The organism is Nostocoides japonicum T1-X7 (assembly GCF_001046855.1).
Taxonomy (GTDB): Bacteria; Actinomycetota; Actinomycetes; order Actinomycetales; family Dermatophilaceae; genus Nostocoides; species Nostocoides japonicum.
Window position 1 is genome coordinate 3841102 of record NZ_HF570958.1, and the last position, 15384, is coordinate 3856485.

General features: G+C 72.9%; 14 protein-coding genes. 5 read left to right on the forward strand and 9 right to left on the reverse strand.

What is annotated here, in order from left to right:
* The 6 genes from BN12_RS25340 to BN12_RS17440 form a co-directional block, all read right to left on the reverse strand.
* Window positions 1-285 (reverse strand): hypothetical protein (locus BN12_RS25340; RefSeq protein WP_200901245.1); only part of this gene is annotated, 285 nt, incomplete at its 3' end.
* Window positions 286-540: 255 nt separating this feature from the next.
* Window positions 541-1329: an enoyl-CoA hydratase-related protein gene (locus tag BN12_RS17420; RefSeq protein WP_048554449.1), complete on the reverse strand. Its 789-nt coding sequence runs from the start codon at window positions 1327-1329 to the stop codon at window positions 541-543.
* Complete coding sequence (locus BN12_RS17425; protein WP_048554451.1) at window positions 1322-3391, reverse strand: acetate--CoA ligase family protein; 2070 nt, start codon at window positions 3389-3391, stop codon at window positions 1322-1324. The genes BN12_RS17420 and BN12_RS17425 overlap by 8 nt, the downstream gene beginning before the upstream one ends.
* 3 nt (window positions 3392-3394) lie before the next feature.
* Complete coding sequence (locus BN12_RS17430) at window positions 3395-4555, reverse strand: acyl-CoA dehydrogenase family protein (RefSeq protein WP_048554453.1); 1161 nt, start codon at window positions 4553-4555, stop codon at window positions 3395-3397.
* Window positions 4555-5166 (reverse strand): thioesterase family protein, encoded by a 612-nt coding sequence (locus tag BN12_RS17435; protein WP_048554455.1) that lies wholly within the window; start codon window positions 5164-5166, stop codon window positions 4555-4557. Before BN12_RS17435 ends, BN12_RS17430 begins: the two co-directional genes overlap by 1 nt.
* 338 nt (window positions 5167-5504) lie before the next feature.
* Window positions 5505-6845, reverse strand: a complete 1341-nt coding sequence (locus tag BN12_RS17440) for an alpha-amylase family protein (RefSeq protein ID WP_048554457.1) — start codon at window positions 6843-6845, stop codon at window positions 5505-5507.
* A 62-nt stretch (window positions 6846-6907) separates the two neighbouring features.
* On the opposite strand from BN12_RS17440, the gene BN12_RS17445 reads away from it, so the two are divergent.
* The 3 genes from BN12_RS17445 to BN12_RS17455 all read left to right on the forward strand — a co-directional run bounded on the left by BN12_RS17445 (window position 6908) and on the right by BN12_RS17455 (window position 10262).
* A complete protein-coding gene (locus BN12_RS17445; RefSeq protein ID WP_048554459.1) occupies window positions 6908-7708 on the forward strand; it encodes an alpha/beta fold hydrolase in 801 nt (266 codons plus the stop codon).
* Between the two features lie 96 nt (window positions 7709-7804).
* Window positions 7805-9727, forward strand: a complete 1923-nt coding sequence (locus BN12_RS17450; RefSeq protein ID WP_048554461.1) for a glycoside hydrolase family 15 protein — start codon at window positions 7805-7807, stop codon at window positions 9725-9727.
* A 139-nt stretch (window positions 9728-9866) separates the two neighbouring features.
* A complete protein-coding gene (locus BN12_RS17455; protein ID WP_048554463.1) occupies window positions 9867-10262 on the forward strand; it encodes a phage holin family protein in 396 nt (131 codons plus the stop codon).
* Window positions 10263-10426: 164 nt separating this feature from the next.
* Here the strand turns inward: BN12_RS17455 and BN12_RS17460 are convergent, their stop codons facing one another.
* Together BN12_RS17460 and BN12_RS17465 are read right to left on the reverse strand one after the other, a co-directional pair.
* The gene (locus tag BN12_RS17460) at window positions 10427-10819 is read right to left on the reverse strand and encodes an SHOCT domain-containing protein (protein ID WP_048554465.1); all 393 of its coding nucleotides are present in this window, start codon (window positions 10817-10819) and stop codon (window positions 10427-10429) included.
* A 407-nt stretch (window positions 10820-11226) separates the two neighbouring features.
* The gene (locus BN12_RS17465; RefSeq protein ID WP_162233103.1) at window positions 11227-12252 is read right to left on the reverse strand and encodes an FUSC family protein; all 1026 of its coding nucleotides are present in this window, start codon (window positions 12250-12252) and stop codon (window positions 11227-11229) included.
* A 157-nt stretch (window positions 12253-12409) separates the two neighbouring features.
* Between BN12_RS17465 and BN12_RS17470 the strand changes: the two genes are divergently transcribed.
* Together BN12_RS17470 and BN12_RS17475 are read left to right on the forward strand one after the other, a co-directional pair.
* Window positions 12410-13681 (forward strand): alpha/beta fold hydrolase, encoded by a 1272-nt coding sequence (locus BN12_RS17470; RefSeq protein ID WP_048554468.1) that lies wholly within the window; start codon window positions 12410-12412, stop codon window positions 13679-13681.
* 197 nt (window positions 13682-13878) lie between these two features.
* Entirely contained in the window at window positions 13879-14253 is a 375-nt protein-coding gene (locus BN12_RS17475) for a VOC family protein (RefSeq protein WP_048554469.1), read from the forward strand.
* A 161-nt stretch (window positions 14254-14414) separates the two neighbouring features.
* Here the strand turns inward: BN12_RS17475 and BN12_RS17480 are convergent, their stop codons facing one another.
* Window positions 14415-15179, reverse strand: coding sequence for an SDR family NAD(P)-dependent oxidoreductase (locus BN12_RS17480; protein WP_048554470.1), 765 nt, complete (start codon window positions 15177-15179; stop codon window positions 14415-14417).
* Window positions 15180-15384 lie beyond the last annotated feature (205 nt).

Consider the following 15384-nt stretch of genomic DNA (forward strand, 5'->3'; position numbering starts at 1 on the left):
TGTGGGCCGCGCCTCCTCCCGGGCCCGGGCGTCGGCAGACACCGGAGGGGCGTCGTCGTCCGGTATGCCGTGGGCGTCGTCCGGCCTACCGGCTCCGGGGGGATGCGCGCTCCGCTTGTCGGCGAGGGAGACGACGCGCCCGACGAGAAGGGCGAGGAGCAACCCGAGGACGAGCCAGGCGAGCAGCCCGACGAGCACCCAGCCGACGAGGGACCACCCCGACAGATGGAGCCCGGTCGGCACGAGGGTGGGGGGAGATCCGGCAACGGACGGCGCCCGTGTCATCGGATCTCACCTCCTCGATCCTGGACCTGGCGCTGGCGCGCCGCTGAGCGCACCGCTGATCACACCGTAATGTCCAGGATATCCGTTATGCGGGGCGCAGCATCGACGATACGGCCCCGGCCCGCCGATCGCCACTCGACGGCGCGTCGCTGTGCTCGGACTCATATCGGCCGCCGCCGTCGGAGGCGGAGTGCAGCGCGGTGCAGCGCCGGGCCGGCTCGTGAGCCCTCCCGACTGGCCCTTCGTCGCCGTCGGTCAGCGGCCCAGCCAGCGCGGCGGGCGTTTCTCGGCGAAGGCGAGGGGTCCCTCGACGGCATCCTCGGACGCCAGGAGCGCCTCGTAGTCGGCGAGGTCCCCGGCCCGCATCCGCGTGAACGCCGCCTCGACCCCCATCCCCTCGGTCGCGCGGAGGACCTCCAGCACGGCGGCCACGGCCAGGGGCGCGGCCGCGACGATGGCGCGTGCGAGGCCGAGGGCCGCGTCGAGCACGGCATCCCGCGGGACGACGGCGTTCGCGAGACCCCACCGGGCGGCCTCGGCAGCACCCATCCGGCGGCCGGTGAGGAGCAGCTCCCTGGCGAGGGTGGCCGGCAGGAGCCGGGGGAGGCGTAGCAGCCCCCCGGAGTCGGGCACGACGCCGAGGGTCACCTCGGGCAGCCCGACCTCGGCGTCCTCGGAGAGGACGCGGAGGTCGGCGGCGAGCGCGAGCTCCAGGCCGCCGCCCAGCGCGAGCCCGCGGACCGCGGCGATGACCGGCTTGCGGCGGCCGAACAGCTCGGTGAGCCCGGCGAACCCGCCCGAACCGTGGTCGGCGTCGACGGACTCGCCGGCCGCCGCGGCCTTGAGGTCCCAGCCGGCGCAGAAGAAGCGGTCGCCGGCACCGGTCACGATGCCGACGCGCAGCAGAGGGTCGGCTTCGAGACGGGCGAAGGCGTCGTGGAGCGCCAGGCTCGTCGGCACATCGATGGCATTCGCGGGGGGCCGGTCGAGGGTCACCAGGAGCACACCGTCCTCGACGACCTCGGCCCGCACGGGGTCACGCATCCGGCACCTCCGTCACCCGTCGGATCGTCGCGTCGACGGCGACGGCCCGGGTCGCTGTCACGACGAGGGGGTTGACGTCGAGCTCCAGGAGCCGGTCGGCGTGGTCGACGGCATACCGGGCCACGGCGGAGACCGCCCTGACGATCGCTCGGACGTCGACGGCGCGTCCGCGGAAGACGTTGAGGAGTGGCCAGATCCGCAGCGACCGGAGGGCCTGCAGGATCTGTGCGTCGGTCGCGGGGAGGGCGATCGTCGCGCTGTCCCTCAGCAGCTCGGTGAGCACACCGCCCGCGCCGAGGGTCATCGTCGGGCCGACGGCGGGATCGCGGGTCACCCCGACGATGAGCTCGGCCACGGTGCCCTCGACGAGCTCCTCGACGAGGATCCGGTCGCTGAGCCGCGACAGCGTGACGACGGCCTCCTGGAGCGCCGCCGGGTCGCGGAGGGGGAGGATGACGCCTCCGACGTCGGACTTGTGGACGAGGTCCTCGGCGAGTGCCTTCGCGACGACGGGGAAGCGGACGGGGGTCCCGTCCGAGGGGTCCCAGCCGTCGCGGGTCCCACCGGTCACGACGCGCCCTCGAGGGATGTCGAGCCCGTATGCCGCGAGCTCGCGTTTCGAGGCGACCTCGTCGACGACCTCGGCGGGTCCGGGTCGCAGCGGGATGACGGCGTGGAGCAGGCGCCCCTCCGGCGTGTCCTGGGCCGCCGCCACGACGTCTGCGGCGCGGACCGCGTCGAGACACGTGGCAACGCCCTGCATCGGCGCGATCCCGGACGCCAGGAGCCTGGCTCCGACCGCCTCCGGCTGTCCCTCGGGGAGGGTGGACACGACGGAGGCCCTCGCGCCCGTCGCGGCGACCGACGCCGTGAAGGCGTCGAGCACCGACTCGAACTCGGTGGTGTCGCAACGGTCCTCGCGAGGCATGTCGAGGACGAGGAGGTGCAGGTCGGCACCGGAGCCGAGGTATGCCGTGAAGCAGCGCTCGAGCGCGGCGCGGTCCCGCCAGATGTACGTGTGGTAGTCGAGCGGGTTCTGCACGGCCACCCGGTCGCCGAGGACGTCGCGCAGGGCGCGCGTCGTCCGCTCGTCGAAGGCTCGCAGGGGCAGGTCGCGGGACGCCGCGAGGTCGGCGACGTAGGCCGCCTCACCGCCCGAGCAGCTTGCCGATGCGAGCGACTCGGCGCCGAAGGCGCCGTGGACGTGGAGGAGCTTGAGCGTCTCGACGAACGTCGGGACGTCGTGGACCGGCGCGATGCCGAGCCGCGAGAGGACCGCGTCGGCGGCCGCTCCCGAGCCGGACAGCGCACTGGTGTGGGTGAGCGTCGCGCGGGCCCCGAGAGCCGAGCGGCCCGTCTTGAGGGCGACGATGGGGATCCGTCGCCGGAGGGCCTCGACGGCGACGCGGGAGAGTCCCGCGATGTCCGGCATGGTCTCCAGGTGGAGGCCGATGGCCGTGATCCGGGCGTCCTCGAGCAGCGCGTCGATGAGCTCGACGACGCCGGTCCTGGCGCCGTTGCCGATCGCCGCGACGAAGCCGAGCGGCAGCGACCGGCGCTGCATCGTGAGGCTCTCGGCGAGGTTCCCGCTCTGGCTGACGATCGCGACCCCGGACTCGACCCGGGCACCGCCCTGCTGCTCCGGCCAGAGCGCGACCCCGTCGAGGTAGTTGACGAAGCCGAGGCAGTTCGGCCCGATGAGGGCCATGTCGCCGCTCGCGGCGACGAGGTCGGCCTGGAGCTGCGCGCCGGCGTCGCCGCCCTCGGCGAAGCCGGAGGCATGGCATACGACTCCGGCCGTGCCCGCACGGGAGAGCTCGGCGACGACCTCGAGGGTCGTCTCCTTGGAGACGGAGACGAAGGCCGCGTCGGGGACGCCCGGCAGGTCGGAGACGGTGGGGACCGTGGGTATGCCGGCGAGCCGGGCCCGGTGGTGGTTGACGGCCCAGACCTCGCCGTCGAAGCCGACGAGGCGACTCTGCTCGAGGACCACCTCCGCGGAGCGACCGCCGACGACGGCGATGGACCGCGGCGCGAGGAGGCGGCGCAGGCGCTCGGTCATCGCTCAGGCGCCGAGTGGGCGCAGCATCGCCCGGGAGATGATGTGGCGCTGGATCTCGCTCGTGCCGTCCCAGATCCGCTCGACCCGGGCGTCCCGCCAGAACCTCGCGATGGGCAGCTCGCTCATCAGACCCATGCCGCCGAAGATCTGGACGGCGCTGTCGGTGACGCGGCCGAGCATCTCCGAGGCGTAGGTCTTGGCCATCGCGGCGTCGGTGTCGGTCATCGTCCCGGCGTCGAGCTTCCACGCGGCCCGCAGCGTGAGCAGCTCCGCCGCCTCCAGCTCGGTGAGCCGGTCGGCGAGGGTGAAGCCGACCCCCTGGAACCGTCCGATCGGCTGGCCGAACTGCTCGCGTTCGGCCGCCCACGCCGTCGCGAGGTCGAGCACCCGGCGGGCCCGGCCGACGCTGCTCGCGGCGACGGTGAGACGGGAGGCGCCGAGCCACTCGTTCATCAGGTCGAAGCCGTGACCCTCCTCGCCGAGCCGGTTCGCGACGGGGACGCGGACGCCCTCGAAGGCGAGCTCGCAGTGGTGGTAGCCACGATGGGAGACGCTGTCGGACCCCTTCGTCACGGTGACGCCGGGCAGGTCGAGGTCGACGAGGAGGCCGGTGATGAGGTTGCGGGGACCGCGCGGTCCCTCCTCCCGGCCCGTCGAGGCGAAGAGGACGACGAAGTCGGCGCGGTCGGCGTTGCTGATGAAGTGCTTCGTCCCGTCGACGACGTAGTCGCCGCCGTCACGGACGGCCCGGGTCGTCATCGACCGCACATCGGACCCGGCGCCCGGCTCGGTCATCGCGAGGCAGTCGATGCGCTCGCCGCGGATCGTCGGCAGGAGGTACTCCTCCCGCTGCGCGCCCTCACAGGCCTGGAGGATGTTGCCAGGGCGGGCGACGAGCCACTGGAGGGCGTAGCTGGCCCGGCCGAGCTCCCGCTCGACGAGGGTCATGCCGACGCCGCCGAGCCCGCCGCCGCCGAGCTCGGCCGGCATGTTCGCGGCATACAGGCCGGCGTCCAGGGCCCGGCGGCGGATGCGCTCCGCGACCTCGTCGGGCACCTCGCCGAGGCGGTCCACCTCGTCCTCGAACGGGTACAGCTCCCGCTCGACGAAGGTGCGCACCGTCGTGACGATGGCCCGCTGCTCGTCGTCGAGGGCGAAGTCCATCAGCGGTCTCCTGCCGGGGTGTCGGATGTGGTGGCCTCGGATGAGGTCGGGACGGGTGTGGGGCTGGGCGTGGCCGGGGAGGCGGGGCTCCGGCGGATGCCCATGGGGCGCCCGACGGTGGGGGGCGCCGGCAGCGCGCGGTGCGCCTCGAGGATCGCCGCCAGCCGGTCGGCGACGGCGGGCGGGATCGGCGCGGACCGGCCGGCCGCCATGTCGACGTGGACGAGGAGCTGCTCGGCCGAGGCGACGAGGTCACCGGACGCGCCGTCGTGCATCTCCTGGTAGAGGTGGACGCGCTTGTCGTCGACGTCGAGCAGCTGGATCGTCACGGTCAGCGGGTCGCCGACCGACAGCTCGCGGCGGTGGTGCAGGTGCGTCTCGACGGTGTAGAGCGAGTGGCCGGCCGCGCGGTACGCCTCGTCGATGCCGAGCATCCGGAAGAGCGCGTCGGCCGCGTCGCCGAAGACGAGGAGGTATGCCGACTCGGTCATGTGGTCGTTGTAGTCGACCCACTCGGGTCGCACGGTCGCCGAGTGCTGGCGCAACGGCGCCTCGACGGGGTCCCCCGGCGTCAACGGCCGGGTGGCCGTCCCCTCGTAGGGGGTGGTCACGCGGTGCGCCAACCCTGCCTGCCTCTCTGCGTCGGGGCGCACGCGACGCGTTGCATGATGCGAACGGTGCGTTGCGACATACGAACAGTCCTCGACGGTGTGGCCCGCTGTCAAGCCCCCTCGGCTCGCCGCCTCCCGGCCCTTCCCCGCCCGTGCCGATCTCCCGCGCCGTCGTTCTGCCCGGCAGGTGTGAGGTTGTCGTGGTTGCGCGGACGTTCCGACCACGGAATGCCCGCACCTGCCGAGACAGGACCCGGCAGGTGTGAGGTTGTCGTGGTTGCGCGGACGTTCCGACCACGGAAAGCCCGCACCTGCCGAACTGGGGGCGGGGTCGGCGGTCAGTGGGGGTCGGCGGCGAGGACGGCCCAGCCCCGCGGCGACAGGGTGACCTGACCGTCGTGAAGCGATCCGGCCCCCGCGGCGACGGACGTCCCGTCGGCGGCGCGGAGGGTCACGGGCTCGTCGGCGACGTTGAGCGCCGTGACGACGGCCCCCTCGCCGGAACCGGTTCGGAGGACGATCGCCGTGTTCGTCACCTCGAGGACGTCGGTGTGCGCGCGATGGAGCCACGGCCGCCCGCGGCGGAGGGCGACGAGCTCGTGGTGCGCATCCAGGATGGCGCGCGCCTGCGGCGAGAGCGCCTCGACGGGCGGCGGGCGGTCGGGCAGCTCGGGCCGCACCGCGTCGTCGCCGCCGAGCCGCTCCTCCTTGACGCCGGTCAGGCCGAGATCGTCGCCGGCGTAGATCGTCGGCGTCCCGGCCACGGTGAGCAGGACCGCGACGGCGTGCGGGACGAGGTCGGGGTCGACGGCGCTCGCGATGCGCGTCACGTCGTGGTTCCCGACGAAGGTCGCCGGGACGAACGTCCGCAGGAGGGCGTCGTGGCGCCCCAGCGCGTGGCTGAGCTCGAAGAGGTTGCGATCGGCGATGCCGTGCCAGATCCCCTGCCACAGCTCGTACTGGGTGAGCGCGTCGATCGTCGACGCCTCGACGATGGCGGCGTAGTCGCCGTGGATGACCTCCCCGAGGAACCACGCCTGTGGATGGGTCTCCCGGACCCGCGGCAGGACCTGGGCCCAGAAGGCCGGCGGCACGGCATACGCCGCGTCGAGCCGCCAGCCGTCGATGCCCCGGTCGAGCCAGAACGTCATGACGCGCGTGACGAGGTCGGCCGCCGCGGGGGAGGCGTGGTCGAGCGCGACGAGCCCCTCGTGGCCCTCGAAGACGTCCGCGTCGACGGGACGCCCGGGTGTCCAGCCGTCCCAGCGGACGCGGAACAGGTCGGCTGTGCCGGCCCGGGGTCCCTCCTCCTCGAGGGCCCGGAACGCCGGGTGGGCTCGGCCCACGTGGTTGAAGACGCCGTCGAGAAGGACCCGTATGCCGCGCTCCCGGGCCGCCGCGACGAGCCGGTCGAAGTCCGCGTCGTCGCCGAGGCGCGGGTCGATCCGGAAGTGGTCGACGGTGTCGTAGCCGTGGCTCTGCGAGGCGAACACGGGCCCGAGGAGCAGCCCGTCGAGCCCGAGCCCGGCGACGTGGTCGAGCCACCCCTCGAGGCGCGGCAAGCGATGCGTGAGCCGCCGGTCGTCGGCCGTGGACGGCCGGATCGGCGCTCCGACGAACCCGAGCGGGTAGACCTGCCACCACAGCGCGTGGCGCACCCAGCCCGGCTCGGACGTCATGGGGACCACCGTATCCAGGCCGGGTGGACCGGCCGTCCAGCCGGCGGTGGCAGGCTGCCGCCATGGACCTCGAGCGCGGAATGCTGGGATCGATCCCGTATGCCGCCCTCGGCGCGGGCCGTCCGGTCCTCGTCCTCGCGGGCCTCATGCCGACGACCGGCGTCGCCCACGACGGCACCGTCAAGGGCGTCGCCGGCCCGGTCCTCCCGCTCGCCGCGAGCCGCCGCGTCGTCGTGACGAACCGCCGTCCCGGCCTGCCGCGCGGCATGACGATGGCCGAGCTCGCCGCGGAGCACGCCGAGGCGGTGCGGGCCGGGTTCGGGGAGCCCGTCGACGTCCTCGGGGTCTCGACCGGCGGCAGCATCGCGCAACAGCTCGCCGCGGACCACCCGGACGTCGTCCGCCGCCTCGTCGTCGGGAGCAGCGCGTGCCGCCTCGGCGGCTACGCCCGGTCCACGCAGGCGCGCGTCGCCGCGCTCGTCCGAGCGGGCCGGATCAGGACGTCCTGCGCCGTCATGGCCGCGGCGCTCGTCCCCCGCTGGCGGGGGCGGTCCGCAGCGCGGGCCCTCGCATACGCGCTCGGACCCACCCTCCTGCGTGACCGGCAGGGACTGGACGACATGGCGACGACGATCGAGGCGGAGGACGCCTTCGACCTCGCCCGGTGTACGACACCGATCACCGTGCCGACCCTCGTCGTCGGGGGAGGTCGCGACCGCTTCTACGAGCCGGAGCTCTTCGCGGAGACCGTGCGTCTCGTGCCCGGATCGCGACTCTCCTTCCACCCCGACAAGGGCCACGTCGGGGTCCTCGCCGACCCGCGGGCTCGGGCGGCCATCGCCGGCTTCCTCGGCACCGCGTAGCCGGGCGTTCCCGAGGCCGTGTCCGCCCGAGGGGTCGACGGCACGCCGGTGAAGGACCACACTTCATCCAGCGGGACGAGCGGAAGGGGACGAGTGATGACGATGCGGATCGATGGTGGCGGATCGGAATACCCGCCGATCGCCGAGTACGGCTTCCTGTCCGACTGCGAGGCCACCGCGCTCGTCGCGCCGAGTGGCAACGTCGAGTGGATGTGCCTGCCGCGGATGGACGGCCCGAGCGTCTTCGGCGCGATGCTCGACCGCGACGCGGGCGGGTTCCGGCTGGGCCCGGCCGATGTCCGGGTGCCGGCAGACCGTCGCTACCTGCCGGGGACGATGATCCTCGAGACGAGCTGGGGGACGCCGACGGGCTGGATCATCGTCCGCGACGCCCTCCTCATCGGGCCGTGGCACCACGAGACGACGCGGTCCCACAGCCATCGCCGGGCCCCCACCGACTACGACAGCGACCACGTCCTCCTCCGGACGGTGCGCTGCGTCGTCGGATCGGTGCAGATCTCCCTCGACTGCAGTCCGATGCTCGACTACGGCCGGGACCCCGTGCTGTGGTCGTACAGCGGGGAGGGGTACCACGACGCGATCACCGACCCGGACCCCAAGGACGTCGCGCCACAGCTGCGGCTCACGACGGACCTCAACCTCGGCTTCGAGGGCAACCGGGCCGTCGCCCGGAGCCTCATGAAGGAGGGCGACACGCATTTCGTCGCCCTCTCGTGGTCGGAGCACGAGCCGCCGCACACGTACGACGAGGCCTACAAGCGCCTCGTGTGGACGGCGCACCACTGGCAGCACTGGCTCGCGCGTGGCGACTTCCCCGACCATCCGTGGCGCATCCACCTCGAGCGCAGTGCCCTGACCCTCAAGGGGCTGACCTTCGCGCCGACCGGCGCCCTCGTCGCCGCGCCGACGACGTCGCTGCCGGAAACGCCCGGCGGAGAGCGGAACTGGGACTACCGGTACACGTGGATCCGGGACTCGACCCTCACCCTGTGGGCCATGGCGCGGCTCGGGTTCGACTGGGAGGCCGACGACTTCTTCTCCTTCATCGCCGACGTCGCCGGCCTCGACGACGACCTGCAGATCATGTACGGCATCGGAGGTGAGCGGATGCTCACCGAGGAGATCCTCGACCACCTCGACGGCTACGAGGAGTCGCGTCCGGTCCGCATCGGCAACGGCGCGTTCGACCAGAAGCAGCACGACGTCTGGGGAGCGATCCTCGACTCCGTGTGGGTCCACAAGGGCTCCCGGGACCGCGTCGACGACCGGCTGTGGACGATCCTGTCGCGGTTCGTCGACCAGGCCATCAAGAACTGGGCGGAGCCGGACCGGGGCATCTGGGAGGTCCGCGGAGAGCCGCAGCACTTCACCTCGAGCAAGGTGATGTGCTGGGTGGCGGCCGATCGGGGCGCGAAGCTGGCCCGGGCCCGCGGGCAACGCGCCCGGGCCGCCGACTGGCGGCGCGCCGCAGACGAGATGAAGGCGGACATCCTCGCCCACGGCGTCGACGAGCGCGGCGTCTTCACGCAGCACTACGCGACGAAGGCCCTCGACGCATCCGCGCTGCTCATCCCGCTCGTCGGGTTCCTGCCGCTCGACGACGAGCGGATCCGCAACACCGTCAACGCGATCGCCGAGGAGCTGACCGAGGACGGACTCGTCCTGCGCTATCGCGTCGAGCACACCGACGACGGGCTCTCGGGGGAGGAGGGCACGTTCACCATCTGCTCGTTCTGGCTCGTGTCGGCCTTCGCGCTCATCGGCGACCTGGACCGGGCCCGCAGGCTCTGCGAGAAGCTGTTCTCCCTCGCGAGCCCTCTCGGGCTGTATGCCGAGGAGATCGACGCCGCGAGCGGCCGCCACCTCGGCAACTTCCCTCAGGCCTTCACCCACCTCGGCCTCATCAACGCGGTCCTGCACATCCTCACGGCCGAGCAGGACATCGCGGCCCGCGCCGAGCTGGCCGACGAGTCGGGGCCCGTCGCGGAGGAGGGTTGAGTGCCGCGGGCATCAGCCCCTCATACCTGACGATCTGCGTGCCCTCGTCCCTCGGGGGTGATCCTCGCGCGTCTGCCTGGCATCCGGCCGGGTGTCCGAGGACGATGGGACGTGCAGAGCCGCCCCGAAAGGACGCCCGATGATCCGTTTCCTCACCCACACCGTCGTCAACATCATCACCTCGGCCATCGCGCTGCTCGTCGCCGCGTGGCTCGTCGACGGTGTCACCCTCCGCGCGGGCGGCTTCGTCGTCGCCGTCCTCGTCTTCGTCGTCGCCAACGCGATCCTCGCGCCGTTCGTGTTCAACATGGCCCGGCAGTACGCCTCGGCCGTCCTCGGCGGGATCGGCCTCGTCTCGACCCTCCTCGCGCTCTTCGTCGCGACCCTGTTCTCGGGCGGCCTGTCGATCAGCGGCGTCACCGCGTGGGTCGTCACCCCGCTCCTCGTCTGGATCATCACGGCCCTCGGGGGCTGGATCCTGCTCGGCTGGTGGACCAAGCGCAAGGTGAAGGAGCGCCGCGCGGCGACGGCGTGAACCCGGCTGCCACCACCTGAGGTCCGGTCCGGTCCGGCGAGGCGTCGCGGGAGCCGGTGCCCGGCCGCCGCGGCGAGAAGTGGGCCGACACGTGAAGGGGACCCCCCGCGGGCGAGGGGTCCCCTTCACATGTCTGCCGCGCACCGCTGGTGGCGCGACCCCGGTTACTGGCGCGCGAGCGCGGCAGCCTTGAGCTTGTCGTACTCGTCCTGGGTGATCGTGCCGGCGTCGAGAAGGGACTTGGCCTTCGCGATCTCGTCGGCGGGGCTGGTGCCCGCGACCTGGCGGATGTAGTCGTCGGCGCGCTCCTGGCTGGCCTTGGCCTCCTTGACGTTGCGCCGCGCCATGCCGTCACCCCGGAAGATGAGGTAGACGAGGGCGGTGAGGAAGGGCAGGAAGAAGAGGAAGAGCACCCAGAGGGCCTTCAACCAGCCGTTCATCTCGCGGTCGCGGAAGAGGTCGGTGATGATCGAGAAGAGCGCGATGAGGTACGCCACGAAGGCGAACATCCAGAACATCGCCCAGATGACGTGCCAGAAGCTGCTGAAATAGTCCATGTCAGTCCTTGTGGGTTGGGGGGCCGAACGACGGTGCCCGGCGGCGGCATCGAGCCTAGTGACGTGCCTCAGGCTGCCACCTCACCCCTGGCGGATGATGGGGAACCCACCGTGACACGCCGAGTCGTGACCGATCGTTGATCTTGGACCGTTCGACCTCGACGCCTGGTGGGGAAGCTGACTTGAGCCAGGACTCTGGTCAGCTTCCCCACCAGGACTCCCGGCCGGCCGGTCGGGGAGCGTGGCCACGACAACCCAGCACGTGCCGGGTCGATGTCGTTCGGCGCCAGGCAGGTGTGGGCTTTCCGTGGCCGGTAGACGCTCGCGACCACGACAACCCCGCACGTGCCGAGTCGACGTCAGGTCCCCGGCCTTGGCGGTGCGGTCCGCGTCGAGATCGTGAACCCTCAGGTCATGCCCTCGGTCTGCGCCTCGACGAACGGGGTCGTGCCCGGGGCTCCCTCGTCGGCGCGTCGGCTCAGCCACGTGACCGCCGCGATCCCGGCCGCGACGAGAACGGCCGCGGCGACGGTCGCGACGAGGCGGGTCTCGCCGAGCTCGGCGGCTCCCGCGCCCGTCGGGCTCAACACCATCATGAGCAGGACGTTGGTCAGCGAGGCGTTGACCCAGAGCGGCTGGGTGACCGCGACGACGAGGAGGAGCAGCGCCACACACGCCACGAGCCGGGCGGTGACGGGAGTGGCCAGCGTGGAGAGGGCGACGCCGACGACGACACCGAGGAGGGTCCCGGCGAGGCGGTGCCTCGCGGCATCGGACACGCGAACGCCCGCGCTCGACGCGACGAGGAGGAAGACCGTCATCGGCAGCCACTCCGCGTGCGCCAGCCCTGACCGCTGAGCCAGCCATGCGGCGACGACGGCGACGACGGCCAGGTGTGCGGCACCGAGCATCGCCACGTGACGGCTCAGGGCGGGGCCGCGGACCTGCTCGGGGAGGCCGAGCCGACGCCCGAGGAGCCCCACGTAGACCGCGGAGGCGGCGACGAGCACGGCGTGGACCAGGAGGGAGCCCGCTCCGTGTGCGGGTGGGGACAGGCAGGTCGCCGCGCCGACGAGGGCCACCGGTGCGAGGCGCCCCGCGTGGGACGCATAGCCCGCGAGGACGCCCAGGAGCCCGAGCAGGGCCACCCACGCCCAGGTGTCGTGGGTCAAGGCCGCGGCGACGGAGGCGACGACGAGGAAGGGGACGAGGGAGACCTCGGTCCGCCACCCGCCACGGACGGCGATGAGCAGGCCGTAGACCGCGCCCACGACCGCGGAGACGGCTCCTTGCGCGTCGTCGAGAAGGGTCGCCACGCCGACCGGGAGAGCCAGGACGAGGACGACGACGACCCCGGCGGTGCGCAGCCGCTGCGCGACGCCCTCGGGGCGGGCGGCCATCTCGCCGGCCCGGGCGGCGTCGTCGTCCGGCATGGACGCGACGCTACCCCGGCGCATCCGGTCCCTCGGGAACGATCTGCGGGGGTCGTCCACGATCGCGGGACGTCGCGTGGGTGCGGAGGTCGGGCCGGTCCCGGGACGGTGAGGCGCCCGGACGCGGATGGTGAGGCGCCAGGACACAATGGCCCGCATGGCATACGACGACGGAATCCCCGGGCTGCGCCTCGCCGACCACTGGGTCACCGCACCGCTGGACCATGCGAACCCGACGGGGGAGACGATCGAGGTGTATGCGAGAGAGGTCGTCGGCGCCGAGCACGCCCGCCCGCACGAGCTGCCGTGGCTCGTCTTCCTCCAGGGCGGGCCGGGTGGCGCGTCGCCGCGTCCGGTGCGGCGCGAGGGATGGATCGACGCCGCCGTCGAGCGGTATCGCGTCCTGCTCCTCGACCAGCGGGGAACCGGCCGCTCGACCCCGCTCACCCCGGCCCGCGTGACGGCGATGGGGAGCGACGAGGCGGTCGCCGCCTACGCCGGGCACCATCGCGCCGACGCGATCGTCCGCGATGCCGAGCTGTTCCGCGAGCGGCTCGCCGACGGGGCGCGGTGGTCGACGATCGGGCAGTCGTACGGCGGCTTCTGCACGTTCGTCTACCTCTCCCTCGCCCCGGAGGGGCTCGAGCGGTGCCTCGTCACCGGCGGCGTCCCGCCCATCGGGCTGACCGCCGAGGAGGTGTACCGGCGGACCTGGCCGCGCATCGTCGCCAAGAACCGCGAGCACCACGCCCGGTGGCCCGGTGACCGCGACCGGCTCCGCGAGGTCGCCGCCGTCGTCCGGGAGGGCCGGAGCGTCCTGCCGACCGGCGACCCGATGACGGTGGACCGGCTGCAGGCCCTGGGGATCGCGTTCGGGATGTCGACGGGCTCCGCGGAGATCCACCATCTCCTCGGGGACGCGATCGCCGGCGGGCAGCTGACGCCCGGCTTCCTCGCCGCCGTCGCCGAGCGCACCGCGATGGTGACCCAGCCGCTCTTCGCGCTCATCCACGAGCCGATCTACTCCGAGGGCCCGGCGACGGCGTGGGCGGCCGAGCGGGTCCGCGCCGACGTCCCCGAGGCGGCCCGCGACGCCGAGGACGTCCTGCTCATCGGCGAGATCATCGAGCCGTGGCGGTTCGTCCAGGAGTCGGCGATGCATCCGTATGCGGCTGCCGCCGAGATCCTTGCCGCCCGGGCCGACTGGGGGTCACTCTACGATCGGGAACGACTGTCGGACAACGAGGTTCCGGTATGCGCTGCCGTCTACTACGACGACATGTACGTCGACGCCCACGCGTCGCTCGACGTCGTCGGCCGCGCCGGGCGGGCCCGCGCCTGGGTCACCAACCAGTACGAGCACGACGGCCTGCGCGCCGACGCGGAGGTGTTCCGGCGCCTGGACCGGATGTCTCGCGGCCTCGCCTGACGACCTCGCCGGCAACCTCTCCTCGGGTCCGGTGAGGCTCCGGCTGGCCTGCGCGCGACAGCTGGCGGGACCCTCCTCGGGCGCTCGCGGAGGCGACGCCGAGTCATGGATCACCGCACGGGTCCACACGGCAGAGATGTCCGTAACGTAGAGGTACCGGGAAGGTCCCGGGTCCCTTGAGCCGAAGGAGCAGCACCATGGACTTCCGCATCGAGCTCGTCCCGATCAACGTCTCCGACGTCGACCGGGCCAAGGCGTTCTACGCATCACTGGGCTGGACGGCCGACCACGACGAGAGGCCATCCGAGGACGTCCGGTTCGTCCAGATCACCCCGCCGGGCTCCGCGTGCTCGTTCTGCTTCGGGACCGGCCTCGGGATGCTGGACGAGGGCCACATCCAGCACATCCAGGTGGTCGTCGAGGACGCCGACGAGGTCCTCGCCTACCTTCGCGACCGCGTCCACGACATCGACTGCTCGGACGTGAAGGAGCTCCCGTGGGGCCGGTTCGTCCACCTCGCCGACCCCGACGGGAACCTCTGGTCCTTCCAGCAGCTGCCGGCCCGCTCCTGACTGACCGGCCGGACCGCTCGGGTCGAGATGTCATCCGCTCGTCGCGTGTCGGTCACCGGAGGGGCCGGCCCGTCGTCCTATAAAGAGAGGACCGGGCCAGGTATGAGCTGGCCCGGTCCCGTCGGCCGGTGCCTGCGGGATGGTCTGCCCGTCGGGCGATCTCAGCGGGGCGGCATCCGCAGGGCCCCGTCGAGGCGGACGACCTCGCCGTTGAGCATCGGGTTGTCGACGATGTGCCGGACGAGCGATGCGTACTCCGACGGCTGACCGAGCCGCGACGGGTGTGGCACCTGGGCCTCGAGGGCGGCCGTCGCCTCGTCGGGGAGACCGGCGAGCATGGGTGTCGCGAAGGTGCCGGGCGCGATGGTGACGACCCGCACCTGCTTGTCCGCGAGGTCTCGCGCCGCCGCGAGGGTGAGGCCGACGACGCCTCCCTTGCTCGCGGCATACGCGGCCTGGCCGACCTGACCGTCGAAGGCCGCGATGCTCGCCGTGAGGACGCACACCCCGCGATCGCCGTCCACCTGCTCGTTGACCGTCATCGCCGCCGCGGCGAGCCGCAGGACGTTGAAGGTCCCGATGAGGTTGATCTCGACGACGCGCTGGAAGTCGGCCAGCGGCAGCGGTCCGCGTCTCCCGACGATGCGGCCCGGGGTGCCGATTCCCGCGCACGTCACGGCGATCCGCAGCTCGCCGAGCTCACCGGCAGCATCCACCGCGGCGCCCACCTGCTCCTCGGACCGCACGTCGGCGGCGACGAACCGGGCGCGGCCGCCGAGCTCGGCGACGAGCTCGGCGCCACGCGATGACGACAGGTCGAGAACGACGACGGAGGCGCCGTCGGCGTGGAGGCGTCGCACGGTCGCCTCCCCGAGGCCGGAGGCGCCTCCGCTCACGAGGGCGACGGTCTGGTCGGTGATCTGCACGGGCGGGCTCCTTCGGTGCCGGGGTGTGGTCGGTCGTGGTGTGTCAGGCGTTGGCGGGGGACACGGGTGCGAGCGTCGGCCGCTTGGGCTCCAGCCGGGCACCGGAGGACTCGCCGCGCAGCCGCCGGCCCACCCAGGGGACGAGGTGGCTGCGGACCCAGCCGGCCTGCTCGCGCAGTGCGTCACGCCGGGCCGCGGCGGGCGG

Bases quoted from the DNA above. Each gene is read 5' to 3' on its own strand.
- BN12_RS17440 (WP_048554457.1), bottom strand. From the start codon at position 6,845: ATGACGTCCGAGCCGGGCTGGGTGCGCCACGCGCTGTGGTGGCAGGTC.
- BN12_RS17465 (WP_162233103.1), bottom strand. From the start codon at position 12,252: ATGCCGGACGACGACGCCGCCCGGGCCGGCGAGATGGCCGCCCGCCCC.
- BN12_RS17460 (WP_048554465.1), bottom strand. From the start codon at position 10,819: ATGGACTATTTCAGCAGCTTCTGGCACGTCATCTGGGCGATGTTCTGG.
- BN12_RS17455 (WP_048554463.1), top strand. From the start codon at position 9,867: ATGATCCGTTTCCTCACCCACACCGTCGTCAACATCATCACCTCGGCC.
- BN12_RS17425 (WP_048554451.1), bottom strand. From the start codon at position 3,391: ATGACCGAGCGCCTGCGCCGCCTCCTCGCGCCGCGGTCCATCGCCGTC.
- BN12_RS17450 (WP_048554461.1), top strand. From the start codon at position 7,805: ATGACGATGCGGATCGATGGTGGCGGATCGGAATACCCGCCGATCGCC.
- BN12_RS17475 (WP_048554469.1), top strand. From the start codon at position 13,879: ATGGACTTCCGCATCGAGCTCGTCCCGATCAACGTCTCCGACGTCGAC.
- BN12_RS17470 (WP_048554468.1), top strand. From the start codon at position 12,410: ATGGCATACGACGACGGAATCCCCGGGCTGCGCCTCGCCGACCACTGG.
- BN12_RS17420 (WP_048554449.1), bottom strand. From the start codon at position 1,329: ATGCGTGACCCCGTGCGGGCCGAGGTCGTCGAGGACGGTGTGCTCCTG.
- BN12_RS17430 (WP_048554453.1), bottom strand. From the start codon at position 4,555: ATGGACTTCGCCCTCGACGACGAGCAGCGGGCCATCGTCACGACGGTG.
- BN12_RS17445 (WP_048554459.1), top strand. From the start codon at position 6,908: ATGGACCTCGAGCGCGGAATGCTGGGATCGATCCCGTATGCCGCCCTC.